The sequence below is a fragment of the Bacillus cereus group sp. BfR-BA-01331 genome, from assembly GCF_022663915.1.
Classification (GTDB): Bacteria; Bacillota; Bacilli; order Bacillales; family Bacillaceae_G; genus Bacillus_A; species Bacillus_A mycoides.
On record NZ_JAKUGJ010000002.1, the window covers coordinates 236,699 to 261,662 of the forward strand.

The following is a 24,964-nucleotide window of genomic DNA, read 5'->3' on the forward strand; positions in this document are numbered from 1 at the left end:
TTCACCTTTACTTACCGGTATTTATTTACTCATACAGATTATATTGAAGATACTTTAATTTTTAATAGCATCGATTTATATACAATCCTTTATTGCTTATATATTCTATTCGAATTTCCAGAAACCAAAACTTATTTTATTTCTTTGGCTTGCTTTTTTCCCTCTCTTCATAAAGCTTTACTCTTTTCTGACGTTCTCTTTCATGTTCCTCCCACGAAATATAAAATGATGGAAATTCAAATCTACAATAGGCTAATAATTGGAACTCAGCTGCACCTATGGCTACCGCGTACATTATTAGAGTTCCTCCCGCATACAATCCTAAAATATTTAGTGTATAATCATTATGCACATAAATTAAAATGAGAAGAGTTAACACATAAATTACAGCAAACTTTATTGCAATCCTCTTTGTTTTACTAAAAAATGAAGAGGATTCTTCTCCCTTATTAAATGCCCCTTTACTTGCCTGTCTAAAAGTATCAATAGTCGCTAAAATATGTAAAATGACTGCACCTAAAAATAATAACCCAACATACATTAATGTAATTTGATCAATTGAATAATTTGATATTCCAGGGATTATCAACATTGTAAATGTTATAGTACCTAGCTGAAACGCATATAATAGTACCACGAGTGTTTGTAGTTTCTGAAATTTAAATGGCATCTTAGGAAACAGATAAATAATTAAAAAAATTACTTGAAGACTATAAAGCACTAACTCAAGGCTAACAATTATTTTATCAAAGAGAGTCTGGTAATAACTCCAACCAAACCTTATTAACCCTCCAATAAGAAAAAACATTATTAATGAAATAAAAAACAGCGTTCCAAACACAAACCCTGTAGCCCAATCGGGACTTAAGCGATTCTTGCAAGTACTTTCAAATTCATTTAAATCTTCTTCTTTTATATTCCACATCCAGCTTTTTCACCTTCTATATAGTTTAAATAATTCTCATACACTTAAATTCTATTTCACCCTTATTTACTTTTCGTTTTGAATTTTTTATTTTGTTTTCGAGTTCTCCCACGCATTCTCTCATTTTCTTCCCAAGTCATATTAAATGATTTAAATTTGAATCTACAGTACACCAATAGCTGGAATTCTGCTGCACCAACGGCTACTGTGTACAGTAAAACAGTACCTATTACATATCCAATCAAAGTAGCAATCGCATAATCATTATGAAAATAAATCAAAATAAGTAGGATTAATGTGTATATTGAAGCCACTTTCATCATAGTTTCTTTTGTTTTACTAAAAAAGGAAGCAGATCTTTCATTCATTCTATATGCACCTTCACTTGCCTGTTTAAACATATCAATCGTTGTCACAATATGAACAATCACTGCTCCTATAAATAAGAAACCTACATATACTAATGTAATTCCGTCGATTATATAATCCGAAATTCCAGGAAGAATTAAAGCCGTGAATAATATCGTACCTAATTGAAATGCATATAATAATACGACAATCGTTTGAAACTTTTGAAATTTAAATCGATCTTTTGGAAATGAATATAGAATTAAAAAAATTATTTGCAAGCTATATAGCACAAGTTCAATTTTAACAATTGTTTTTTCGAATAAAGTAGTATAGTAGTCCCAACCAAACGTTACTAAATTACCAATAAGAAAAAACATCATAACTGAAACGTACACTATTGTTCCTATCATAAAACCTAAAGCACCCTCAGGGCTTAATCGACTTTTACATGTCACCCTAAATTGATCTAAATCTTCTTCTTTTACTTTCCACATTCAAGTGCCCCACCTTTAACCACATTCACTTAAACCATATAGATTAAAAATAAAAACCTTCTCATTTTAACGAAAAGAGAAGGTTTTCTTGCTGTTATACATTCATGCCATATTCAAAACTTTCCCTCTTCAAATAACGTATTATAGTTGTTAATCTTTGAAATTTTATTTTCGCTATTAATTTAGGCATTTTTACTTTTCTTAAAAAATACCAAATATGCAAATAATGACGAGATTAAGAGGAATACACCCGCCCCTATACCCTCATATATTTTAAAATAAACAGCAGCAATTATCACAAATATTGACATTATTATTATTAGAATCATTGTATATTTCATTATAAATTCTAACGCTTTATAGATAGATACTATTGTCCTTTCAAAAAAACTTTTCTCTGTTTCCGAAACATTCCGATCCTTATTCAAAATAACACCTTCTCCTTTTTACAAATTGACTTTTGAATAAATTTTCCCTTTCAAAATAAGAACAAAGCGAACTGCAGAACGTAACTACTACCAATACAGATTGTTCCAAATGAAAAATCTCATGTCGAAATATTTAATCAATTACATATAGATCTTAGAATAAAAAACCTCCTCATTCTAACGAGAAGAGAAGGTTTTATTAATCTCAGATATTCTTACATTATAATAATGATTCTTTTTGAGCTGTTTCATAGTGCTCTGCTATTTTTTTACACATCTTTTTATATTCCAGCATCCACTCTGCTATTTCTTCTATCTCTTCATCAGTGGATTTTTTCTTATATTTAAAACCAATCACTTTCATATCCGAAAACACTTCTTCTTCCATTTCTTCATCTACCGGAATACATTGGATAATAACTTTTGTTGTGTTTGAGACTTGTACAAAAATTTCAAATGTACCAACAAACATAGCAACCGTTCGGAATAATTCTTTATTACTCATATATAAAATTCTTGCAAGTTCTTCTGCAATTTCAGGGTATATAAACAATACATCAATCATTTCAGCAGCTATTATGCAATCATCTACTGATACTTTCTCCAATATTTGTTGCTTAATTAATTCCCCTGTTTTATCCTCACACTCTTGTTGAAAATACACAGTTTTTTCTTTTGAAAATAACCACATATGTAGACCCCTTCCTACTAAAAACAACAATTAGAACTCTTAATTCAAGAATACCTTTATCTTCTTCTATAAAACGGAACTAAAATCAAGCTTTTACTTTTCATATCTCTATTACTAAAAGTACACTAAATTATTATTGTGTATCCACTGCAATTTTTATTTCAACATACTGTAGTTCTTCATCACCACTAAAAATATGATAAATAGGTGAAATCATATCAAGTTCATTATCTTCCATATACTGAAGCATCTCAGCATATGCATACTCGGTTAATGTTTCATACTCTCCTGTCAATCGTTTCACAAGCATGTCATCTACATAGTAATAGCTTCTAAATTTCATTGTTTCTAATGGTGGAACTTTATCCTCATATATCGGCATAAATAATTCAATATACATATTTTCATCTGAAGGAACATTTTTCAATGTATAAAATAGTGGACCTTTTGCTGTTAAGTTCGCTTTTTCTATTTCTAGCATAAAATCATCAATCGAATCTTTCATATAAGTATAATGAATATAGTATTCTTTTGAAACAACATTTGCATATGCAATACTTTGCCCTTCTATAATCATTTTACGGTTTCACCCACTTCTATAATAGGAGCATAAATATCTAACCATGTATCACCGTATACATCTAAGCATACATGATAAAAACTACTATCTAATTTAATATGGTTTTGATTTGCCACCTCGTGTATTAAATTATACACATCTTCAATATCACCATCTTCATCCGTAAAACGCACACTTAAAGCATCTTCAATTATTAAACCATCAATGTATTCATATGCAGAATCTTCCCCCAGTTCCACACGTTCATTTACCGGAACACAATATGTATATTCACCATATGCTGGTTCATTTTCAAGTGGTTTATATTTAAAGAGAACCGGTCCTACTGCATAAATCCCATTACGAATAACTTGATTTCTCAGCGCAATAGCAGGTAGTAACCAATCTTCTTTTTTGACGACTTGAGTAATACTAATTAAATTTAATAGTGATAATGCTTTATATTGAACTTTCACAACATCTACTCCCCTTATCTTTATTTCTTTCTATTTCGAATAGAAATGTGCAATTTCTCATTTAATACACATAAATTAACAATTTATGCTATAGCAAAAATTCATTTCTTTTATTATCTACTTTTCGATTTGTTTTTTTTATTATATTTTCTAAATTTCTGTCGTTCTCTCTCATTCTCTTCCCATGTCATATTAAATGATTTAAATTTAAATCTACAGTACACCAACAATTGGAATTCAGCTGCACCAATAGCTACTGCATACATAATCACTGTAAATATTAAATAGCCAAACATTGTATCTAATGAGTAAGAACTATTTACATAAATTAAAATAAGTAGACTTAACACATAAATTACAGTTCCTTTGAGCACATTCAATTTTGTTTCACTGAAAAATGAAGTAGCTCTTTCATCCATACTAAACGCACCTTTACTTGCCTGTTTAAATGTATCAATTGTTGTGACAATATGAAAAACAACTGCTCCTAACAATAATAAACTTACAAAAATAAGTGTATTAGAATTAATTGAATAATCGCTCATCCCTGGAAGAATAAAAACCGTCCATCCTATAGTACCAAGTTGAAATGCGTATAATAATACGACAAGCGCCTGTAGTTTTTGAAATTTAAAACGAGCTTTTGGAAATAAATATAGTATTAAAAAAATTAGTTGAAGGCTGTACAATACAAGCTCCATACTAACAATTACTTTCTCAAAAGGTTTTGAATAGAAATCCCACCCTGTTTTAGTTAATGCTAAAATAATAAAAAACATCACTAATGAATCAAAAATTATCGTTCCTAGCATAAACCCTGTTGCACCCTCAGGACTTAAACGCCTTCTACATGTCATTCGAAATCCATCTAAGTCTTCCTCTTTTATATTCCACATAATCTATCTGCACCTTTCTTGTAGCCTAATTACCAAAATAGATCCCCAAGTTTTTTTGTTAATTTTTTGACCCCTTTTTTAGTAACATCAATTATACTATCCCCTCCGAGCTGGCTAAATTTTTTATTCATTAAATATACAGCACCCACTGCAACACCAGCTCCTACAACTGTTCCAATAGGCGGAAGGAAAAATGACCCCGCTACAGCCCCAGTTGCAGCTGCTCCGGCGTTTGCCCCAACATCAACTGCTGAGTCTGTCGTTATATCTGCTATATCATGGAGTTGCCACCCATCTTTTTGAGCTTCTGCGATGTTATTTCCAACTGACACAACCGCTCCAAATATAGCTGTTCCTTTTAAAACCTTACCTGTTTTTCCAAGTTCTTTGAATGCTTCTTTCCATTGCCCAGGATGTAAATCTTTTAACCCTTTTACATACTCTGTTTTAAACGAACTCCATCCCCTTTCTTTAATTGCAGTAGGTAGCCCTTTTTTACTCCAATCCTGTTGGAACTTTTGAAAATCTTGAAATTCTGGCAATTTATAAATCCCTTTTCTTGCTTTTCTTACTTGTTCATTCGTAATTCTCGAATTTTCTACCCCATCCAATTTAAGTCCATTTTTTATATAACGAAATATACTATCATCACTACTATCCATCTTAAGTAGTTTATACACTTCCACTAAATCTTCTTTTTGACGTGTTGATAGTGTAAACTTCCCTTTTCCTTTTCGACCATTAGAATCAAATAAAACACTTAAATCATAGTTCTTTTTGGCATAATACATACGAGCAAAAGCGGCCACCACAAATTTACCACCCTTTTGTCGAATATCAAACGTCGTCATGCTATCCGAAATACCATTTATTAAGTTTCCATTCCATCCACCAGCCATAATTTTTCCGACTATCTTACTAGAAAAATCTCCATTGGCTGCTTGTATTTCTTTCATTCCCTTGTCTAATGAACTTAATGTTTCATTAAAATGTTGAAGTTCATTTTGCTGACTATTATACGTTTCTAATTTTTCTAGCGTATCACTAACTTCCTTTTGACTTTTTTGGACCCCTTCAGAAATCCCTGAAGATGATGGATACTGAGTTGGGACAATGTCCGCTATAGTTGCTATAGTTTGTTTTGCTTCTTCATTAGATCGATCAAATTCATTGCTGTAACCATTAATTTTTTTCTTTACATTATCTAAATAGTTCCCATAAATCTTTGTATCACTATCACTATCAACTGTACTATTAAAAGTTTCTATTGCTTTTTGAAATTCATTTTTCAACTCTTCCGCTGCAATTTGAAATCCAGCAATCGTAGTACCATGTACTCTAGAAAAATACCCCTTTATTCCATCTGCTGCTTTCCCTTGAAAAGAATTAAGTTGGTTCAAATCATCTATTTTCCCTAATAAAGTTTCAAAATATTGATTTAGTTCGTCAGCACTTGTTTGAAATTTTTTTTGTAATTCGTTTACTTCTTGTAATTCAATATTTTTATCCACGTTTCTCTCCCCTTATTTCATTTTTACGTAGAATGTTTTTCTAGTGCTGCTGTATACCAACTTTTAGTTCTTGCCCAAGTTTTGCATCTTTCTCTACTATTTTTGCTCCAATTTCTTGCACTCTACTTATATCATTTTCTAACAATTTCTCATATCGCTGAACTTTCTGTGAAAGTTTTTCAATCGCTTCACAATATTTTTTTAGTTTACTTAAATTCGTACGATGTAACTGCATACCATTAAATTTAGTCTTACCTAAATCACTAGCACCACTTTTCAATTCACTTACTTTCGCATCAAATACCCCTTTATTTAATTTAATTTCCCCCATTTATCATTTCCCCGCCTTCTGTACTTCTACTTGAATACTAGCGTCAACTATTGAAACACTTCTACTTAGAGAAAGAATACTAGACTCACATGCAGCGATTTCTCTTTCAAGCCGTCGTATAGCTTGATCGATGTCTTCTTGCACTCTCCCTAGTTCTCCGATAAACCTCCCTAAATTAGAAATGACTTGTTGTTCATACATTTCTTTAAAAGTAGTTGCTCTTTGCCCCTTCCAACTACTCTCGTTTATTTCTAAAGACTTAAACTGCTCTTGATTTTGTTTAATTGCTTCAAGATTATTTACAAATTTCCCTTTAGCAGTTATTAGCCTTCTTAGTTTCATTTGTAATTCAGCCAATTGCCCTTGTTGATGACTTATACTACTTAACAAACCAGATTTTTGACTATTTAATTCCTCTATCCCCATGCAAATCCCCCCTTAAATAGTTGGCACTTTAATTCTAGTGGCAAAACGATTTTCAACAAAATACCCTTCAAATGGATTTAATTTTGTACTACTTAAATCTTTATTAGATACATCGAAGACCATTTGGCCTGATGATTTTCTAAGTAAAATAACATGAGATTGCGTTTTTATTGTTTTTGAAACTAAGTCGTATCGACTGTCAATTGAATCAACATCACAGCCAATTACGAAGTGGATGCCCATAAATGCACCATTTGTTATTAATTCCGCCAAACTGTATATATCGCTATCTTCTAAATTACTTAAAATATCATTTACATCTGCAATTACGATTACAATCGGCTTAAATTTCTTAATAAATTCTGCCGGGTTCACTGTTTCACTTGATGCTTCTTGCTCCTCTTTAAACGCCGCTTCTCTCGATTTATAAGCATTTGTAACTTGTTTAATCGTTTTCTCGATTCCTGTTTTTTCAGCTACATATAAAGCAGCGCTCTCTCTATAGTTTGAGAAATTGCGTGTTCTTGTATCAATTAAACCTAGGTCAAAGTGACCACTGTCTGCTAACTGTTGAAGGAATTGATGAACTACATTTTCAACTTCATCTTTCTTAATTCCCCCTACAACAATATTAGACGCTTCCGTTAAATCTAATTCGAGAGGTGTAACGCTTTCTGTTTCTACACCAAATGTTAGTTTGCCTACTTCAATAATTTTCCTTGTTTCTGGCCATGCAATAAATTCTTTGTATTCCAGAACTTCAGGTACCATAGGGATTGCCTTCGGTCTTTCTCCATCCCAGAAGGAATCCATCTCTTTTCCTTCAGCTTGTATATTTTCAATTCGAGTAAGTACATCTTCTCCCTTTGTCGGTAAAGCTGTTTGGAAGATTGTTGGTTCGTCAATTTTAACTAAACCACGTCCTGCTAATTCTTCAATTTTCAACTCTGTTCTTCCTACAATAGCTCTAGATTCTGCCTCATCTATCATATATAGAGCAATTTGTAGTTTAATATTTGTATTTACTTGTACTCTCAATGCATTTTGACGTGTAGCCGTAAGCATTAAATGAATTCCTACTGCTGCCCCTTCACGTACAATTTGTGCAATAATGCGTTCAAAGTCTTCTACAAATCCAGCTTCTCTAACAGAATCATAGCTATCTAACGTAATTAATATTGTTGGTAATACTTCTTTACTAGCTCTCTCATACATTTCAAGACTCGCGACGCCATATTTACTTAGCAATTGCTTTCTATCTTTTAATAGGTCTTCTATGCGACGAAGAAACTTCTCGCATTTTTCAACTTGGTCTAATGTAATGATGTCTGCCACATGCGGTAAAGATTTTAATGGCATTAAACCATTTGTTCCGAAGTCTAATAAATACACATGCAAATGCTCCGGACTATGCTGACGAGCTACATCCATAATGACTGATTGTAAGAATGTTGATTTTCCATAACCTGGGCTTGAGAAGACCGCTACGTGTCCGTCTTTACTAATATCTAATGTTAATGGTGTTTGTGATTGTAATTCAGGCTGATCTAGTAGACCAACTGTTGCTTTTAATGGTTTCTTTTCTTTCGTCCATGCTTCTTTGAACTGAATAGCGTGTAAGTCTTGTAAATATACGCTTTCTGGAAGTGGCGGTAACCAAGGTCTAGCTAACGCTTCAATTTCATTTATTTCTGCGTAATCGTGAATGTAGTCAATAACAGCATCCAGTTCAGATGGTACGCTTATTACTTCTTTACTGCTACCAAGTCCACTTAAGTCTTCACTTAATATTTCATATTGTCCTAGATCATTTATTGCATAGATTGTTGCGTCTAAATGTTCTTTATCCTCTTTGTTTTCTACATAGTCTGCTCCGCTCCAAGCTGATTGGAATAGTTCATAAATTTCATTATTCCCAACTTGTAAGTAAGCACGTCCTGGTAATGTAATTTCAGCAGCATCTGGTGTTTTTAAAATTCCATTACTATCTGACGTATTTTGAACTTTTAATGCTAGTTTGAATTTCGAGTTACTCCAAATTTGATCATCTACAACACCACTCGGTTTTTGCGTAGCTAATATTAAATGAATTCCAAGTGAACGACCGATACGCGCTGTTGAAACTAACTCTTTCATAAATTCTGGTTGTTCTGACTTCAGTTCCGCAAATTCATCACTAATTAAAAATAGATGTGGCATCGGTTCACTTACTAAGCCTTCTTTATACAGTTTTTGATACTGATTAATATGGTTTACATCATTTTCGCCAAATAATCGTTGTCTTTTTTGTAATTCAGCTTTAATTGATGCGAGCGCTCTCATACTTTGTGCTCCATCTAAGTTCGTAATTGTTCCTAATAAATGCGGTAAGTTTTTGAATAAATTCGCCATACCGCCGCCTTTATAGTCAATGAGTAGAAAGGCTACTTCGTAAGGATGGAAATTGACTGCTAGAGATAAAATATACGATTGTATAATTTCCGACTTACCTGAACCTGTTGTACCCGCTATTAACCCGTGTGGTCCGTGTGCTTTTTCGTGTAAGTTTAAGTTTACGATATCTTCTTTACCACGTAATCCAAGTGGTACAGCTAGAGATTTATGTGCTGCATTTTTCTCCCAGCGACTTGTGATATTCAGTTCTTTTACTTTCTCAACACCGTACATTTCTAAAAATGTGACACTTTCTGGGATACTATTTTTTAAGTTTTGCAAATGGTTTAACGGTGCCAATGCACGTGAGACATCTTCTAAATTGAACCCTTTCGGTACATGATTCAATTTAAATTGACGGTTAACAAGCTCTCCTTGTTCTAAGATGATGTTCCCTTGTTTTGCATCTCTTATATCAATTACCGTTTTCACGTGCTCCGGTAAACTTTGCATAACATCTTGTACAAATACAAGTGATACACCTAATTGACTCGGATCATCATTAAAGAATTCCATAACAACATGGTCTAGTATTAGTTTTTCATCTGTAATGAGAACGACATAGTGCGGTGCAAAGTACATTTTTTCATTAGTTGAACTTTTTTCATCTAGTTTTAATTTTCGTTCTTTCAATATTTGATACAAACTATTTAACACTTGATCACGACTACGATCATGGTATACAAATCCACGTACATTTATATCTCGAACACTTCCATGAGGTAGCCAGCGCATCCAATCCCATTTTTCTTTTTCTTCTTCAGGAAAAATAGTAATAAACTGCAAGTCATAATAACTATGGAATAACGCGGTTTGCACAACTAATAATTGTAATTGTTCTAACACTAAAGAGCGTTGTCCAATATAGCCAACCGGTCCATTTATCAAGTCTGTTACAACAGGTACATCTTCCAAAGAAAGATAACGCTGTCTTAGTTCACGTGCTATATCAATTAATTCATCTTTCGTTTGACTAAATTCTTCTTCATTAAATTGGATTTCAAAACTCGTATTAGCTTGTCCTGTCCCAACGCTAAATGTTAAGAAATCATGATGTAGCATTGTTTTTTCATATATACGTGGATTTACTTGCACAGCCATATTACGTATTACTTCAACATTTGGATTATGAAATTGTAATGCATGACGCTGCTTTTCACTTTCTGCATGTAAATCTTTCGTTTTTTGTTTTATATACGCTCTATAACTTTTATCACGTTCAACAATGTCAATTTTATATTGCTTTAAATTTTTTATATAAGATGTGACAGAAACAATAATCGTTACTAATGTCATCGCAATCGATGCAATAATAAACATTCCATATTTCATAAAGATAGCAAGTAATACTGTTACGACAATCATGACAAGAGATGGTGCAATAATTCTCGCCAAATGCTCAGTCGGTTTTGACGGCATACTTGAAGGTTTTGCAATTGTCATTTTCTCTTCTGGTTCACGGTAAATAATACGTGGTGAACGATGATAGTCTGGATAACCACTTTGATAATTCGTTTCGGATTCTACTAAAATAGGTAACGTAGATTTAACGTTCTCTTCTGAAGACAATACTTGAATATCTTCACTGCCTATCTCTACTAAAACACCATCAAAATATAATTGATCTCCTGCTTCTAACATAGCGCTATCTTTTAGCTTCGTATAATTATGAAATACATCCCCTTCATATACGTTTACTCTAAAAGAATCGTACAACGTTTCACGAGATAGCATTAAATCCGCATTTGTCCCGGTAATAGAAATATCATCATAACTATTTTGACTAATTGTAAGAGAATGTTTCGTACCGATATCAAACACTTTAGTTGTACCAATAATAGATATAAAGATTTTCAAGCTCACATCTTTAGTTTTTCCAATCTCAAATTCCTTATTGAACTCTATTAATTGATTTTGTACCATCCAAGCGTTCACTTCATTATTCCACTTTAACTCTACTTCTTGTTCTAAACTTGGATTCGTAATATCATTTGTCCACTCTTTTCCAATCGACACTATTGATTGCTCATTTGGATGTAATGTGCACTTATATATTTTGTCTCCATAAGTCAATACTAATAGTTGCTCCATCCGTGTTCACTGCTCCTTTTCAACTGTCTCATCAAGTGCTTGCTTACTCTTTTTTCTCTGTGTCCGACAAGTCTTTATCGCTTGATGAATTACCATATTTCTTTTTATACTCATCTAATTGTTGCTCATATGTTTTTAACTTTTGATCACGCTCTTCTCCTGACAAGTCCGGATTATTTTTCAGCGATTCAATTTGTTTAACAAGGCCGTACATAATAAGCTGCGGATCATCAAGTGTCTTAGCTAAATCTAATGATTTATCAAAATCACCTTTTCCGTTATACATCCAATAAAGTAAATACTTTTCATCACTTTTCAAACTAATATTTTTCATAATTGCTTTCTTTTGATTTTCACCTAGTTTTTCAGCTGTAATGTATGCAAATGCTAACTCATATTTAGACGCAACCGGTAATGATTCAAATTCCTCTTCATTTAATTGAGTAATTACTTTGTCATAATCAGTTGCTATGAAATTCGCATTTGCTTCTAATAATTTATTTTGATAAGGAAATTTTATAAAAGTGAAATATATTAAAGGAGCAGCTAAAATCACAGTCGCCGCTATGAAGGAAAAAGCTAAGTATTTAAACGATTTATAGCTTTTTTTAGGTACTAACTGCATATTTTTTTCTGTTTTTGTTTGTTCCTTCTCAAAGCTGTCATCAAGAAATTGCAGTAATGCATCTAAGCTTTCCATTTGAGCAACCGTCTGTTCAAATGTTGTTTCTTTTGCATCTTTTAGTAACCCAGCATACAAATCATCAAAATTGTGCTTTTGGGAGAATAAAGCGATAATTAGACACTTATATTGTGTTAAAAATTGCTCTTCTAACAACGGGGTTGGTGGAACAATATCTCGAATTCCTCTATGTATAATACTTGGCATTAAATTAGCATTAAAAACTATATTGTCCGGATGTAAAAAGAACGTGATTCGTTTATTTAAATATTTACGAAACTGCGCAACATTTCGAAGCAGTCTTAATTTCTCATTTCTTCCAAAACGGCTAAGATCGTCCCACTTATATAATTTTTTATCCACTTGAAATATAAAAGTAAACATATCATCCATTTCTTCTATCATTAATGGTACAAACTCAGATGATGCGCCCGTAATTACATCAAATTGACGGAAGTCTTTTATACGTGTTTGAGATTTTGTCATCTCCAATTTCCAATTTTCCTTTTCTATTTGAAATTGATAGTTCATTGCATCAATTTGAATTGTTTTTTCCGTCATTTTTATCCTCTTCTCCTTTTCTTTATAACCCGTAATAACTTATTTTCAAATAACTAAAAGTAAAAATATTCTTTATAAAACTTGTAAAATATCTCCATCTGTTATTTGGTGATCGATTAAACGATCATTATCTGTTAAAACAATTGACTTATTCTTTACTTTAATTACAAAATGTGAACCTTCATGATTATCAATCTTTAGCGTATCTAATAAATTTTTCAACAAATATTTAATAGATTGATGATTCGGAATACGTAAATCATATGTATTTCCATTCCATTTACTAAAATCTACCGTTACATTAATATGTGTTTGTATTGCCATTACTTTACCTCCAACTTTTGCGAAGAACTGTATAAATACCGATGCAAATAAGTACAATGCCACCACCAAATAATATTATTATTGTTGTACTAATTGGCTTTTCATTCATTGTTTCATTACTCGCTACTTCATCTGCACTTTTTCTGACAACGTATTCACTGCTAAACAAACTATTTTTCGTATCTTTAACACTATTTATTTCTTTTTGTTTTATAAAAAGAGAATCTCGTAAAGCTTCCATATCTTTTTGTTCTTTCTTTTTCTTTTTCTGAATTTCTTCTTCTATTTCTTTATTAAATAACTCAATCGATGCTTTATCTAATTCCGTTTCCTTATGTTCCTTTTTATTTTTTTCTTGGTCGCTTTCTTCAAGTCGATCCACTTTAAACTTAATCTTCCCATCATCACCAAGATAACTGTCAGCCGCGCTCCTTATCGGTAGCGCGACAAACAGTAAAAGGATAGAGAGAAATGATAACTTAGCCACTATGCTCCATTGTTTGATCATTTACTTCTTTTTCCTCCCATTTCTTATGCCATACAAATAGATTACTAACTAATCCGATAATGGCAATTACAAACAACACGATGAAAATAACTTTTCCAGTATCTTTACCGCTAATAAAATCATTTAGAAAACTTTCTATATACTGAAGTGGTGAGAACTGACGTACCTTTCCAACAGACGACATTTGATCTACTTTACTTCCAACTGCTTCAGTTAAAAATAGGTACATACTTAAAAATACTAATAGAATAAACATCCCTACCATTTTTATTTGTCGTAATAAGTATGTTGAGACCAATACAAACGCCATCATAATGATTGTGATAAACGCAATCCATAATAAACTTTGATCTTGACCGAACTGTAAAAGACGTCCAGAAATGATACCTATACTAATTCCTTCCACAATTGATATACCGAATGCCACTACTGTAGTTGGTACATTCATATCAATTAATGAGAACTTCTCTTCAAAATGATCTGATTGCGTTCGTTTCTTTTCTTGATTCGCAATTGCGTATGCTGTAAATAACGCAACAATAAAACAAGTTAATACGATTAAATATGGTGTAAAAGCATTACCAGCTACAATGACTCCATCATTTTGTTTCTGAACTGGACTAGATAAAAATTGATATAACATTTCATTTTGGCGATCACCAATTCGGCTATTAGCCAAAATTTTAGTAAAGTTTTTGGAGAATGATTTATCATCGTCCATTTTCTTTGTAAAGTCATTTAATAATGAATCAGCCTTTGAAACAATTGTCGTTCCACTGTCTTGAATTTCTTTTGCTTGTCCATTAATTTGATCAAATGTTTTATATACATCGTCTGATGTTGTTAAACTATGCTTCGAACTCTCGACCAATGACTGACTTTGCATCATTAATGATTTAATACCAGAATCTAACGATAAAACAGCTGTTTGCTCACCAGTATTATTTGTTGTTAGCACTTGCTGTTCTTCAACTAGCTTTAAGCTACTCTCACGCCATTTCGCTAAACCTTTTAAATACTCTCCTAAATTTTCATTCATACTAGTTGCTTGCTGCGTCGTTACATTTAATTTCTCCGCTAGTAGCATTGAATTTTGATCCGCACTAGTAATGAATTGTTGATAAGAATCTATTTTTTGTTTTAAACCTGTCATATCTTGCTTTACTTCTGTCGTAATACTTGATGAAACAAGATTTGAAATTAAATCAATTAAGCTTTGTTTATTTAATACGTAGTACAAAGATTGTTCAGTTGCAATTGCATCTAAACTTCCCTCTTCTAGCTTAGGACCTACATCTTTCGTTCTTAAATCAATCCCATAATACATTTCGTACAGACTAATTAAACCTTGATAACTTTCAACTGTATCTACTGCTTCTTTTATTAATACACTAGATATATTTTTTGTTAATTCTTCTGATTTTTGATGTACAACTTGATTCGTCGTACTTTCAATAGTCGTTGAGTTACCACCTTGATTTTGGTTTCCTCCGTTACCTGTTCCAGGGTCTGGATTTCCTTCATTACCTGTTCCGGGGTTTGGGTTTCCTCCATTACCTGTTCCAGGGTCTGGGTTTCCTCCATTACCTGTTCCAGGGTCTGGGTTTCCTCCATTACCTGTTCCAGGGTCTGGGTTTCCTCCATTACCTGTTCCAGGGTTTGGGTTTCCTCCATTACCTGTTCCAGGGTTTGGGTTTCCTCCATTACCTGTTCCAGGATCTGGATTTCCTCCATTACCTGTTCCAGGGTTTGGGTTTCCTCCATTACCTGTTCCAGGGTTTGGGTTTCCTCCGTTACCTGTCCCAGTTCCACCTTCTTGGTTTCCTCCGTTACCTATTCCAGATCCACCTTCTTGGCTTCCTCCGTTATTCCCTGTTGTATTTTCCATTTTTTTGATAATAGGTTTTTTAGCATTGTGTACTAACGGTATAATGCCATACTGTGATTTATGAACCACATTTTCCACCTTGCTGTTTTCAGTTTGTGTTCCTTTATCTTCTTTATTAGGTTCTTCTTTTTCAGAACTAGTTTCTTTTTTATGATTCCCACTCAATTTCCAGTCCCACATTACAGGAGAGAAAACATCTATATTGATGTTTGGATTTTTTAACTTCACATGCAGATTAATCTTTATATCCCCTTCATTACGAGGAGGTATTGTAATTTCTCCTGCTTCGCTTTGAAGAAAGTCACTTGTACGATCCACATCATCAATATGTAAAGCCCCTGTATTTCCATATAGTTCAAATTCTTCTGGAATATTTATCTTCAAGGTTTGTGAAGATTCCATTTTAATTACGTTCGCTGTATCACTAAATGTAATTCCATCCTTAGAAAGACTATTCTTTACTTCTTTAATTGAATTTCCTAAAGAGATTTTATTTACAGGATCATAATTAAAGTTATTTTCTTTATTATATTTATTTGTAAATTGAATTACATTTTTCAGTTGTAATTTCGTTTCATCTGGCAAATCACTTTGAACTATTTCTTCCATATTTAAACTAGGTAATTTTGTAATTACATTCTCGATTTGTTGCTTGATTCGAACATCTGGTTGTTTCATTAACGTATTTATAAATACTTCTTGTTGTCCATCATTTGAAAGAGACTTCTGTAATCGTTTATTTATCGTTGCTTGAATGTCACTCTCTAACTTTCCTGCAAGTTCTGTATCATATTCTGATACTTGTTTTTTTACATCTGTTAAATATTTTTGCATTGCTGAAGCATCAGCTAAAATATTTGGTTCTTTCTCTGAAAGCATAAATTGATTTGCAATAATTTTATTTGCCGATTCCAGTGAGCTTAACTGCTTTAAAGCATCACCTGCACCCATCTCACTCATAGATTGATTAAATTGACTCGAAAAATTATTAGCTAACAAATTATTATCAGATTGCATTTTTTGAAAGTTATTAAAACCTTCCAAATAAGTATTATTAGATTTATTTCCTTCATCTAATGTTTGACCAAACCCTTTTAAGACATCCTGAAATCCTTTAAAACTATTAACAGAAATTCCTGTATAGTCTTGTACCGTTTTAAATTGATTTGTATAATTTGCCAACGGACTATGTACATCTTTTTTGTACATAGTTGTTTGAACGTTTCCTTTTTCAATTATTTTGCCTATATTATCTTGTGCACCTTGCAACTTACCGATAATACTTGCAAAATAAACGTCGATGATTTGCTTATTGAAATCCTCTAAAATTGTAGACGCCGTATTTTCAGCCTCAGCTTTCAAATCTTTATTCCCAGTTGCATTTACTTTGTAGTTTAACGTTAATTTCTCTGGTAGTTCTGAATCAATCGCAACAGCTTTCCTAGAAAAATCATTAGGTATTACAATCATCATATTGTAATTATTATTTTTCAAACCATTTTCTGCTACTCCGCGACTAACTACGTACCATTCTTGTTTCGTATTTTTATTTACATTTTTAACAAATTGATCTCCAAACGCTATTTTATTCCCTTCAAATACAGTTCCTTGATCTTCATTTACTAATGCAACTGTCATTTTTGGCGTGCTATTCTCATTAGCTTTCTTAACATTTTGATTTAATGCTAAATAGGAGACTCCTGTTGATAGCACAAGAGCTAAAATAATAAACAACAAGATGCTCCACTTAAACTTTTTCACTACTTATCACTCCTGCGGCTGCGAGTCTATTAAGTTAAGGACTCCTTATCTTACTCTAGTTTTAAAGCAATTTAGCCATACAACAAAAGTTGCATGGCTAAATTATATATTTCTTTTGCCCGTTTTTATTGTAGACCGAAATTACGAGAAAGATCTTCGTCGTGTCTAGCAACAGCCTCTGCAGTTTTATTAAGCTGCATATTAATTTCTTGTAATAGCTCTGCGAAGTTTTGTACTTTTGGTTTTAATTGATTGAACTGTTGATCAAAACCTTCGAAAGCACGACCTTCCCATTCTCCTCTTAATTCATTTTGTAAGTTTTGTAACTGACGTAAAATGTCCTCAATTTGATTTGCACCTTGTCCATATCGAGTCGCTTTTGATTTAAGCTCCTCTGGTGACATACGAATTTGTCCTGCCATTATTAAATCCCCCTTAAAATTTTAAAATAGTAAAATTAACCCAAAATCAATTCTACAAATTGATTATATCAATAATTTAAAAATTTCTAAATAAAAATATGATATTTTTCCAAAATTTCTCTTTTAATATAATAACATTATATTATATAATATAAATTTACTGTTTTTTTTAAAGGACTGCTAAGCGTTTCTACCTCTATTTAATAATAAAAAGAAAACTTTTTTTGCCCAAAATTCAGAATATAACCTTTACAAATTACATACTGATTTTCTTTTTCTTGTTTCTTCGCCCACTTAAAATCGTTTTCTCACTTCAACGTCATGATTACTTGTCTTTCAACGAAGCCAAAATCTTCGTACATTTCTTTTGCAAAGTTCCCTCTAAATACATTCAAGCGAATTTCTGAATACTTTTCTTGTAGTTCCTTAATCCCAGCTTTCATTAGTTTTCGTGATAATCCTCTCCCGCGATACTCTGAAAAAACATACAATTCATAAATAAAGCCGAGTTTTTTACGAGAGAAATAGTCCACATTTTCTCCTATTAGTATCCATCCCACTACTTTATTTTCTTCCTTTGTAACTATATAATATGCCCCTTTTTCTACTAAAGGTTTTGTAATTTCAATCGCTTTTTCCGTACTTAGTTGACAATTCCCTCTCGTTCCTTCGAAAAGTGATTGAGCTGCATAATGTAATATTTTTTCCGTTTCTTTCTCATTCGCTTTTGTAATCATTCCTTTCTCACTCCTGCCCTCTAATCATCATTGAAATACCATTTTCAAGACCGTCTGACTCAATTACAATTGCCATCAATCCTTTTTCCGTACTTGTTTCATGTAACTCACCCTTCTCCCAAAACACAGCTTGTCCAGCTTCTACCTTCACTTTTTCTTTATCTGCCCCGCATACATATCCTTCACCATCCACAATAAGAAGCAGCTGCGACACAACTGCTTCATGATATCCGATAATTCCATTCTCTTGTAAATGCATAGCGCCGATATGTATATTCCCTTGATAGTTTAATATTTTCGACATTATGAAATTAGATTGAAATACTGATATGTGCTTTCCCATTTTTTCGCTAAAGTCAAATATTTTTATTCCTGCTCCTCCCTATATGTATAAAACCATCCTTATTGTCTGCATCAAATGTCCTTCAAAATCTTCTTCAAATTGCTCTAATTCGGCAAAACCCTTCGCTTCATAAAAGCGCTTTCCTTTTTCGTTTGCTGCTTCTACATGAATGTACATTTTTCGAATTCCGTTTAATGCTGAAATTCCTTTTTGTAATAAAGCACTTCCTATCCCTTTTCCTTGCTGATCTGGTAACAAATAAATCGCACCTAATTCTGCTTCATTTTGCAGTCTAACAGGTGAAAAATTCGCAAATCCAATTACTTCTCCCTCTTCTTCTGCAACGAATAAATGTGTATTTTTAAGACGATATTTCATTTTTTCATCAGAATATGCTTCCTCTAAAAAACTATCTTGAATCTCTCTCGGAATAATTCCTTCGTAAGTATCATGCCAAGCTATTTTTGCTACGTTTTGTACAGCATGAATATCTTCTTGCTTCATTTCTCTAATTACATATGTCATCTCGATGTCTCCATTCTCATTAAATTATATTCTGCTAATATACTAGAAGAAATGGCAAAACCATTTTCATAATTTACCTTAATTAATTTTAACTTCTCAATCGAAGCTATTGTAACATCAAATTTTCCATATATATATTCCATTACACTTAAAAATTGATTTGAATTTAACCCATTAGAAATCGTGCAATGCGGAACCCATTTTCCTGGCACGTAATATGAATTCGAATTATCATGAAAAGTTTTGAAATAATCATGATAAGAATGATGAAGTCTTAATAATTCATCGGTAATGGTCGGTGCTAGAAAGATAGTTCCGTTAGTAGGAAAAGTTCCAACAGAAGGAAAAGTTACAGTGGAGATGTTCTCTTGAAAAGCTACAAACTCCTCTAATCTCTTCGTATATAAATTAACATCTAACTCCTTATAATCAGCCAATGTTATATGTGGTTCTACTCCGGCTAGTTCATTTGTTTCAATTATATTCGTTAATTCATTTTGCAATTCTCTAACTTTATTAGTAAACACACAATCAAATGTAGCAATGATAGCGTACATGCTTCCTCACCCCTTTGTTACACGTAGCGCTTCCCATTCTTCACGAATCATTCCCATTCGAATAGAATCATAGTATGTCCCGTTATAATATCGGCATTTTCGCATTCTTCCTTCTAAGCTCATTCCTATTTTTTCTGCTACTTTCATCATTCTTTCATTGCCAGACCAAGTTGTAAGCCCTACTCTACCAATCTCCATATTTTCAAATAGTAAGTCCCTATATAATGTTAATGCTTCTGTACCATATCCACCATTCCAGTATGCTGGGTCATAAATTACGATTCCCATTTCTAACCAACGCGTCGGTTTATGCTCCCAATAAAATCCGACTGTCCCTATAATTTGGCCGTTATTTTCTATAATTAAATTTGACAGTGGTTCTTCTTTTAAACGAGCTTGCATCTTCTCTTTATAAGATGGGTATTCTTGCATTGAGAAAGGGAAATATGGCGCATCCCATTTCTTCCATTCTGGATTCTCTTCTTTAAATACGAGATTCCAGAATGTTTTTATATCTGATTCTTCTATTGTACGAATTGTAACTTTGTTCCCCTTTAATATAACGTTTTGCATAATTTCCTCCTACATTCCTCTTTATTTCATATACAATTATAATATTTTTTCAGAAAAATCAAAACAAAACTCTACTCTATATTGTATAATTTTGTTATAAAATACGAATTATTTATGTAAATTAGCCAATTTTTTCGAGTTTAATCTAGAAACGGAACTTCGGAAAAAATTAGATGAAGTACGAACTCGTAGCATAGTTAATAAAAAATAGGAGGTTATACCCCTCCTATTTTAGCTAAATATTGTATTCCCCTTCTTTTCTACCTCAAGTAGAATTCCTTTCTCAATCCAGCCTTCTACACCATCTTTTTTAATTAAATCATATCCCATGCAGCTATCATCAATTAAAGAAACTGTATCCCCTTTTCTAATACTGATTTGCGCACAAGAAATATCCGTTTTCACTGTATACTCACCTGATTCAAGTTGCTTTATATACTCGTTTTTCACATGAAGTAATTCATTTGTTCCTAGTTGTTTACATACGGTAAAACCTTTCATTCTCTCCACAGGCTTTATGTAATAATGCGGATATGTAACCCCGCCCTGCATTACTGGATTCGCATTAAAATCGGCCAATACCTCATACTGTGGAAAATGATCTACATATGTATAAGAAAACGTATCACCTAAAGTTGTCCTCTGTATAATAAATGCGTTTAATTGCCCTGCTTCTTTAATCGCATTACCACCATCAATCGCAATAATTTTTTTCTCCTTATCAATAACTGGATTGTTAGACGGCGCCTCTTCGGAATAGTTCACAACAGGCCAATGTCCAACAATTACGTACTTATCCGCTCTATGTGACTTATTAAAAAACTCTGGCATTGCAATTGCATTTTTCCTGTCTGTTTGTCTCCAATTCTCTCTATCTTCAAGACCAGCATGTACAACGATATAATCTTCTGTTTCAATCGCTGTCGGCAATTCTGTTAGCCACTTTATTTCTTTTGAAAAATGGCTCATCAATATGTTTTTCACTTCACGAATATCACTTTCTTCATTAACTGTAATGTTCAATTTCCCTAGCCATTCATTAAAAATTGTATTTTTTCGCGTACATAAATAATTTATTAGCGCAGGATTTTCATTTACAAGCGCTTCAACTACAACTTCACAATTCCCTTCAACTACATAAACATTTGGCTTGCTAACTACTAAATCCATGACGTAGTTTACTACGCCGATGCTATCGTTCCCCTTCTCACAAAGGTCGCCATTTATAATTAAATAATCATCATCTTTAAAATTAACTTTATGTAGTAGTTCCTTAAAAAGATCTAATTCTCCATGAATATCAGAAATAATGATGACTCTTACATCATTTGGTATAGATAATTTCTTTATTTTTTCCAAGTATAAACGCTCCTAACATTCTCTAAATACAATATCGCCTTGTTAATTTCTAATATTCGACAAATTATATTACTAGACCTGTTCCTAGCTCAAATCTGTAAAAGAAAATAGGTTCCATATATTTTTACACACGGAACCTACTTAATATTATAACTCTTTATAAAAAGAATAACTTACCTTATCATAGCCTTCTCTTTCATAAAAACGATGGGCATCAACTCTTGGAAACGCTGATGTAAGAACGATAGAACTGCACCCTTTTTCTCTCCCCCATTTTTCTACATATGACAGAAGAACTTTACCATATCCTTTCGATCTGTGAGCTTCCGCAGTTACAAGGTCATATACGAAAACATGTTTCTCATTATAAAAGTTCGTACAAATTGCTACACCAGCAAGACAAACAACTTCATCATCTTCATTCTGTAACGAAAGTAGTTTATAATTTTCTTCTTTCATTTTTTGAAATAAAGAACTTGCTTCTTCTCTTGAAATTTTTGTTCGTAATTGCTGTAATACAGGGAATACATCATGTAAATCAGCTTCTGTTACTACTTCTCTAATATTCATTATAATTCTCCCCTTGCTATTTATTAAATTTTCTAAATGTTATATCATCATTATAAAAAGTAACTGCCCTTAACTTAAGTGACAGTTCGATTATTTTTTATATGGCCAGTTTTTAAAGGAGAATTCTTAAAATGGATCTTACTATCCCATTACAATTAGAAAGTAAAACACCAATTTACTTACAAATTTACGAATATATGAAACGAGAAATTTCTCAGGGATTACTACCTGCCGGTACACGCCTTCCTTCTCATAGAAATTTAGCGATACAACTTAATGTTAGTCGTATTACTGTTGAATCTGCTTATCAACAATTACTAGCTGAAGGTTATGTAGAAAGTAAACCGAAACGCGGGATTTTTGTTGTGGAAGTTGATATTGATGTCATTCAAAATAAACAACACGTTGCGTCAAACAGCGCTAACAATATTAAAAATGAACAATATGACTATGATTGTAGCCAAGGTCTTATTGATCAAAAAGCTTTTCCAATTACAAACTGGAAAAGAGCATTACAAGAAACTTTATTCCAGTATGAAAATGAATTATTTGCTAAAGAAGATCCTCAAGGTGAGTTCGTTCTACGAGAGCATATTTCAAAATATTTATACCATGCACGCGGGGTACATTCTTCACCTGATCAAATTATTATCGGAGCCGGTACGCAGCCTCTTCTTTGGCTACTACTTCAACTGCTTGGTTCAAAAAAAGAATACGGAATCGAAAACCCTGGATTTCACCGTATAACTGCCATGATTCAAAGTTCTGGTCTTCCTGTTCACCCTATTTCATTAGACGATAAAGGGATTCGTATTTCAACTTTACTTGAATCACGTTCCAATGTAGCATACGTCACTCCATCACACCAATTTCCTCTTGGAATGATTATGCCATTATCTAGAAGGCTCGAATTATTAAAATGGGCCAATGATTGCGGAGGATATATTATTGAAGATGATTATGACGGAGAATTTCGTTATGTAGGAAAACCTATTCCCTCTTTACAAGGACTAGATTCAAATGAACGCGTTATTTATATGGGAACTTTCTCGAAATCCTTCTTACCTTCTTTGCGAATGGGGTATATCGTTTTACCAACTCACCTATTAAAAATCTATACAGAGCTGGAAGGTAAGTTTAAACAAACTGTTTCCACAATACAGCAACTCGCTTTTGCAACCTTTATTCACAATGGTGATTGGGAGCGCCATTTGAACCGTAGTCGTACGTTATATAAAAGAAAGCACACATTACTAGTTAAATCTATCAAAAATGAAATGGGATCTCGTGTTCAAATACTTGGCGAACAGTCTGGACTGCATATCGTACTTCATGTTCATAATGGTATGAACGAACAAGAACTGATTCATACTGCTGCAAAACAACAAATCAAATTATACCCACTCTCTACATATGATTCTGTACATAATTTAAGGGAGGCGTCATATGTACTACTCGGTTTCGGCAGCATTCCCGAAGATAGTATCGAAATTGTAGTCAAATTACTAAAGGAAGCCTGGTTCCTTTAGTAAAATAACTCCACATAAGTTATACTTATGTGGAGTTATTTTACACACTATTTTTCTGATACGTCTCCTGATCGAGCAGTCCTTCCTGGACGCTTAACACCAGTTGTTTCTGTTGAATAGGAAGCTTCAATTATAGCGGTTGGATCTACAGAGAGAACGAGATCTTTCATTTTTGGATAAATGAAACGGTTTGTAATACAATAAATGATTTTCTTGTGCTCTCCTAAAAAACCACCTTCTCCATGTAGATACGTAACGGATAATTGCAATTCTTTCATAAGCAAATCGCCTATTTCTTTATTTTTCCCAGAAATAATCATAACGCTCTTTCCTTGATTAATACCATCTAATATGAAATCAATCATTTTCGTAACAATATAGAAAATTGCTAATGAGAACATCGCTTGCTCAATTGAAAATAAAATAGCAACAAATACAAAAATAACCGCATTTACAGCAAGTAAAAATGTACTAATTGGTACTTTAAAATGCTTGTTCATCCAAACAGCTAACATTTCTGATCCATCAATTGCTCCGCCCATTTTTACAACGATCCCAACACCAACTCCAAATAGAACTCCTCCGTAAAGTACAATTAATAATTCCGAAGTCGTAATTGCTGGAAATGGTTTTAAATAAATCAATCCGAGTGTTGTAACAACATTTGCATAGGATGTACGGATGAAAAACTTCTTTCCCATTACCTTTGCAGTAAATAGTAAAATCGGGATGTTAAGTCCTAAAAACACTCCGTAAAGCGGTAATCCAGCAACTTTATTTGCCATAATAGCAATGGCCGTTACCCCACCATCTACTAATCCATTAGGTGCTAAAATAAGCTCTAGTGAACCCGCTACAATAATGGAGCCAATTGTTAATAATACGTATTCAAATAATTTTTTCATTCATTACCCCCAAAACTTATGTATTTTCTTAGTATTATTTTAACGTAATTTTACTACTAATTCAAAGATATGAGTTTATATACACAAAAGTTTCACCTTTACAGTGAT

25 protein-coding genes are annotated in these 24,964 nt (G+C 32.8%); 1 reads left to right on the forward strand and 24 read right to left on the reverse strand.

The features are described from left to right. Positions 1-136: 136 nt before the first annotated feature. The 23 genes from MR155_RS05415 to MR155_RS05525 form a co-directional block, all read right to left on the reverse strand. On the reverse strand, positions 137-925 hold the full coding sequence (locus MR155_RS05415; RefSeq protein WP_201033687.1) for a hypothetical protein: 789 nt from the start codon (positions 923-925) through the stop codon (positions 137-139). Positions 926-987: 62 nt separating this feature from the next. After that, entirely contained in the window at positions 988-1,770 is a 783-nt protein-coding gene (locus MR155_RS05420) for a hypothetical protein (protein WP_219302104.1), read from the reverse strand. Positions 1,771-1,952: 182 nt separating this feature from the next. After that, complete coding sequence (locus tag MR155_RS05425; RefSeq protein ID WP_002186029.1) at positions 1,953-2,198, reverse strand: hypothetical protein; 246 nt, start codon at positions 2,196-2,198, stop codon at positions 1,953-1,955. Positions 2,199-2,418: 220 nt separating this feature from the next. Continuing rightward, a complete protein-coding gene (locus MR155_RS05430; RefSeq protein ID WP_219302103.1) occupies positions 2,419-2,889 on the reverse strand; it encodes a hypothetical protein in 471 nt (156 codons plus the stop codon). Between the two features lie 133 nt (positions 2,890-3,022). Then, positions 3,023-3,466, reverse strand: a complete 444-nt coding sequence (locus MR155_RS05435; RefSeq protein ID WP_033730227.1) for a DUF5085 family protein — start codon at positions 3,464-3,466, stop codon at positions 3,023-3,025. Beyond that, entirely contained in the window at positions 3,463-3,924 is a 462-nt protein-coding gene (locus MR155_RS05440) for a DUF5085 family protein (RefSeq protein ID WP_002127051.1), read from the reverse strand. The genes MR155_RS05435 and MR155_RS05440 overlap by 4 nt, the downstream gene beginning before the upstream one ends. Before the next feature lie 113 nt (positions 3,925-4,037). Beyond that, complete coding sequence (locus tag MR155_RS05445; RefSeq protein ID WP_219302102.1) at positions 4,038-4,820, reverse strand: hypothetical protein; 783 nt, start codon at positions 4,818-4,820, stop codon at positions 4,038-4,040. 29 nt (positions 4,821-4,849) lie between these two features. Beyond that, positions 4,850-6,331 carry a T7SS effector LXG polymorphic toxin gene (locus MR155_RS05450; RefSeq protein WP_242308569.1) on the reverse strand — a complete coding sequence of 494 codons (1,482 nt, stop codon included), beginning with the start codon at positions 6,329-6,331 and terminating at the stop codon, positions 4,850-4,852. A gap of 40 nt (positions 6,332-6,371) precedes the next feature. Then, positions 6,372-6,662, reverse strand: a complete 291-nt coding sequence (locus tag MR155_RS05455) for a TIGR04197 family type VII secretion effector (RefSeq protein ID WP_219302100.1) — start codon at positions 6,660-6,662, stop codon at positions 6,372-6,374. A gap of 3 nt (positions 6,663-6,665) precedes the next feature. Then, positions 6,666-7,088 carry a YwqH-like family protein gene (locus MR155_RS05460; protein ID WP_219302099.1) on the reverse strand — a complete coding sequence of 141 codons (423 nt, stop codon included), beginning with the start codon at positions 7,086-7,088 and terminating at the stop codon, positions 6,666-6,668. A 12-nt stretch (positions 7,089-7,100) separates the two neighbouring features. Then, positions 7,101-11,612, reverse strand: a complete 4,512-nt coding sequence (essC, locus tag MR155_RS05465) for a type VII secretion protein EssC (RefSeq protein ID WP_242308580.1) — start codon at positions 11,610-11,612, stop codon at positions 7,101-7,103. A gap of 43 nt (positions 11,613-11,655) precedes the next feature. Next, the gene (gene essB / locus MR155_RS05470) at positions 11,656-12,855 is read right to left on the reverse strand and encodes a type VII secretion protein EssB (RefSeq protein ID WP_242308591.1); all 1,200 of its coding nucleotides are present in this window, start codon (positions 12,853-12,855) and stop codon (positions 11,656-11,658) included. A gap of 72 nt (positions 12,856-12,927) precedes the next feature. Then, positions 12,928-13,179: an EsaB/YukD family protein gene (locus tag MR155_RS05475; protein ID WP_001007571.1), complete on the reverse strand. Its 252-nt coding sequence runs from the start codon at positions 13,177-13,179 to the stop codon at positions 12,928-12,930. A gap of 4 nt (positions 13,180-13,183) precedes the next feature. Continuing rightward, positions 13,184-13,687: a type VII secretion protein EssA gene (gene essA / locus MR155_RS05480; RefSeq protein WP_016102148.1), complete on the reverse strand. Its 504-nt coding sequence runs from the start codon at positions 13,685-13,687 to the stop codon at positions 13,184-13,186. Next, positions 13,659-17,336: a type VII secretion protein EsaA gene (gene esaA / locus MR155_RS05485; RefSeq protein ID WP_242308594.1), complete on the reverse strand. Its 3,678-nt coding sequence runs from the start codon at positions 17,334-17,336 to the stop codon at positions 13,659-13,661. The genes essA and esaA overlap by 29 nt, the downstream gene beginning before the upstream one ends. A gap of 125 nt (positions 17,337-17,461) precedes the next feature. Then, a complete protein-coding gene (locus MR155_RS05490; RefSeq protein WP_000918598.1) occupies positions 17,462-17,758 on the reverse strand; it encodes a WXG100 family type VII secretion target in 297 nt (98 codons plus the stop codon). Positions 17,759-18,066: 308 nt separating this feature from the next. Further along, the gene (locus MR155_RS05495) at positions 18,067-18,495 is read right to left on the reverse strand and encodes a GNAT family N-acetyltransferase (RefSeq protein ID WP_219302094.1); all 429 of its coding nucleotides are present in this window, start codon (positions 18,493-18,495) and stop codon (positions 18,067-18,069) included. Positions 18,496-18,502: 7 nt separating this feature from the next. Next, positions 18,503-18,865 carry a cupin domain-containing protein gene (locus tag MR155_RS05500; RefSeq protein WP_242308928.1) on the reverse strand — a complete coding sequence of 121 codons (363 nt, stop codon included), beginning with the start codon at positions 18,863-18,865 and terminating at the stop codon, positions 18,503-18,505. 12 nt (positions 18,866-18,877) lie between these two features. Next, on the reverse strand, positions 18,878-19,363 hold the full coding sequence (locus MR155_RS05505; protein WP_201051972.1) for a GNAT family N-acetyltransferase: 486 nt from the start codon (positions 19,361-19,363) through the stop codon (positions 18,878-18,880). Beyond that, the gene (locus MR155_RS05510) at positions 19,360-19,920 is read right to left on the reverse strand and encodes a 2'-5' RNA ligase family protein (protein WP_113938546.1); all 561 of its coding nucleotides are present in this window, start codon (positions 19,918-19,920) and stop codon (positions 19,360-19,362) included. The genes MR155_RS05505 and MR155_RS05510 overlap by 4 nt, the downstream gene beginning before the upstream one ends. A gap of 6 nt (positions 19,921-19,926) precedes the next feature. After that, on the reverse strand, positions 19,927-20,493 hold the full coding sequence (locus MR155_RS05515) for a GNAT family N-acetyltransferase (RefSeq protein WP_242308595.1): 567 nt from the start codon (positions 20,491-20,493) through the stop codon (positions 19,927-19,929). 231 nt (positions 20,494-20,724) lie between these two features. Next, the gene (locus tag MR155_RS05520) at positions 20,725-21,852 is read right to left on the reverse strand and encodes a metallophosphoesterase (RefSeq protein ID WP_242308597.1); all 1,128 of its coding nucleotides are present in this window, start codon (positions 21,850-21,852) and stop codon (positions 20,725-20,727) included. Between the two features lie 147 nt (positions 21,853-21,999). After that, complete coding sequence (locus tag MR155_RS05525) at positions 22,000-22,422, reverse strand: GNAT family N-acetyltransferase (RefSeq protein WP_113938543.1); 423 nt, start codon at positions 22,420-22,422, stop codon at positions 22,000-22,002. Between the two features lie 131 nt (positions 22,423-22,553). On the opposite strand from MR155_RS05525, the gene pdxR reads away from it, so the two are divergent. Continuing rightward, a complete protein-coding gene (pdxR, locus tag MR155_RS05530; protein WP_219302090.1) occupies positions 22,554-23,951 on the forward strand; it encodes a MocR-like pyridoxine biosynthesis transcription factor PdxR in 1,398 nt (465 codons plus the stop codon). Positions 23,952-23,998: 47 nt separating this feature from the next. Here pdxR and MR155_RS05535 read toward each other — a convergent pair whose 3' ends face one another. Next, positions 23,999-24,856, reverse strand: a complete 858-nt coding sequence (locus MR155_RS05535) for a YitT family protein (RefSeq protein WP_060749812.1) — start codon at positions 24,854-24,856, stop codon at positions 23,999-24,001. Positions 24,857-24,964 lie beyond the last annotated feature (108 nt).

Bases quoted from the DNA above. Each gene is read 5' to 3' on its own strand.
- MR155_RS05420 (WP_219302104.1), bottom strand. From the start codon at position 1,770: ATGTGGAAAGTAAAAGAAGAAGATTTAGATCAATTTAGGGTGACATGT.
- MR155_RS05445 (WP_219302102.1), bottom strand. From the start codon at position 4,820: ATGTGGAATATAAAAGAGGAAGACTTAGATGGATTTCGAATGACATGT.
- MR155_RS05495 (WP_219302094.1), bottom strand. From the start codon at position 18,495: ATGATTACAAAAGCGAATGAGAAAGAAACGGAAAAAATATTACATTAT.
- MR155_RS05435 (WP_033730227.1), bottom strand. From the start codon at position 3,466: ATGATTATAGAAGGGCAAAGTATTGCATATGCAAATGTTGTTTCAAAA.
- MR155_RS05505 (WP_201051972.1), bottom strand. From the start codon at position 19,363: ATGACATATGTAATTAGAGAAATGAAGCAAGAAGATATTCATGCTGTA.
- essB (WP_242308591.1), bottom strand. From the start codon at position 12,855: ATGACGGAAAAAACAATTCAAATTGATGCAATGAACTATCAATTTCAA.
- MR155_RS05475 (WP_001007571.1), bottom strand. From the start codon at position 13,179: ATGGCAATACAAACACATATTAATGTAACGGTAGATTTTAGTAAATGG.
- pdxR (WP_219302090.1), top strand. From the start codon at position 22,554: ATGGATCTTACTATCCCATTACAATTAGAAAGTAAAACACCAATTTAC.
- MR155_RS05430 (WP_219302103.1), bottom strand. From the start codon at position 2,889: ATGTGGTTATTTTCAAAAGAAAAAACTGTGTATTTTCAACAAGAGTGT.
- MR155_RS05535 (WP_060749812.1), bottom strand. From the start codon at position 24,856: ATGAAAAAATTATTTGAATACGTATTATTAACAATTGGCTCCATTATT.
- essC (WP_242308580.1), bottom strand. From the start codon at position 11,612: ATGGAGCAACTATTAGTATTGACTTATGGAGACAAAATATATAAGTGC.
- MR155_RS05455 (WP_219302100.1), bottom strand. From the start codon at position 6,662: ATGGGGGAAATTAAATTAAATAAAGGGGTATTTGATGCGAAAGTAAGT.
- MR155_RS05510 (WP_113938546.1), bottom strand. From the start codon at position 19,920: ATGTACGCTATCATTGCTACATTTGATTGTGTGTTTACTAATAAAGTT.
- MR155_RS05490 (WP_000918598.1), bottom strand. From the start codon at position 17,758: ATGGCAGGACAAATTCGTATGTCACCAGAGGAGCTTAAATCAAAAGCG.
- essA (WP_016102148.1), bottom strand. From the start codon at position 13,687: ATGATCAAACAATGGAGCATAGTGGCTAAGTTATCATTTCTCTCTATC.
- MR155_RS05515 (WP_242308595.1), bottom strand. From the start codon at position 20,493: ATGCAAAACGTTATATTAAAGGGGAACAAAGTTACAATTCGTACAATA.
- MR155_RS05525 (WP_113938543.1), bottom strand. From the start codon at position 22,422: ATGAATATTAGAGAAGTAGTAACAGAAGCTGATTTACATGATGTATTC.
- MR155_RS05460 (WP_219302099.1), bottom strand. From the start codon at position 7,088: ATGGGGATAGAGGAATTAAATAGTCAAAAATCTGGTTTGTTAAGTAGT.
- MR155_RS05415 (WP_201033687.1), bottom strand. From the start codon at position 925: ATGTGGAATATAAAAGAAGAAGATTTAAATGAATTTGAAAGTACTTGC.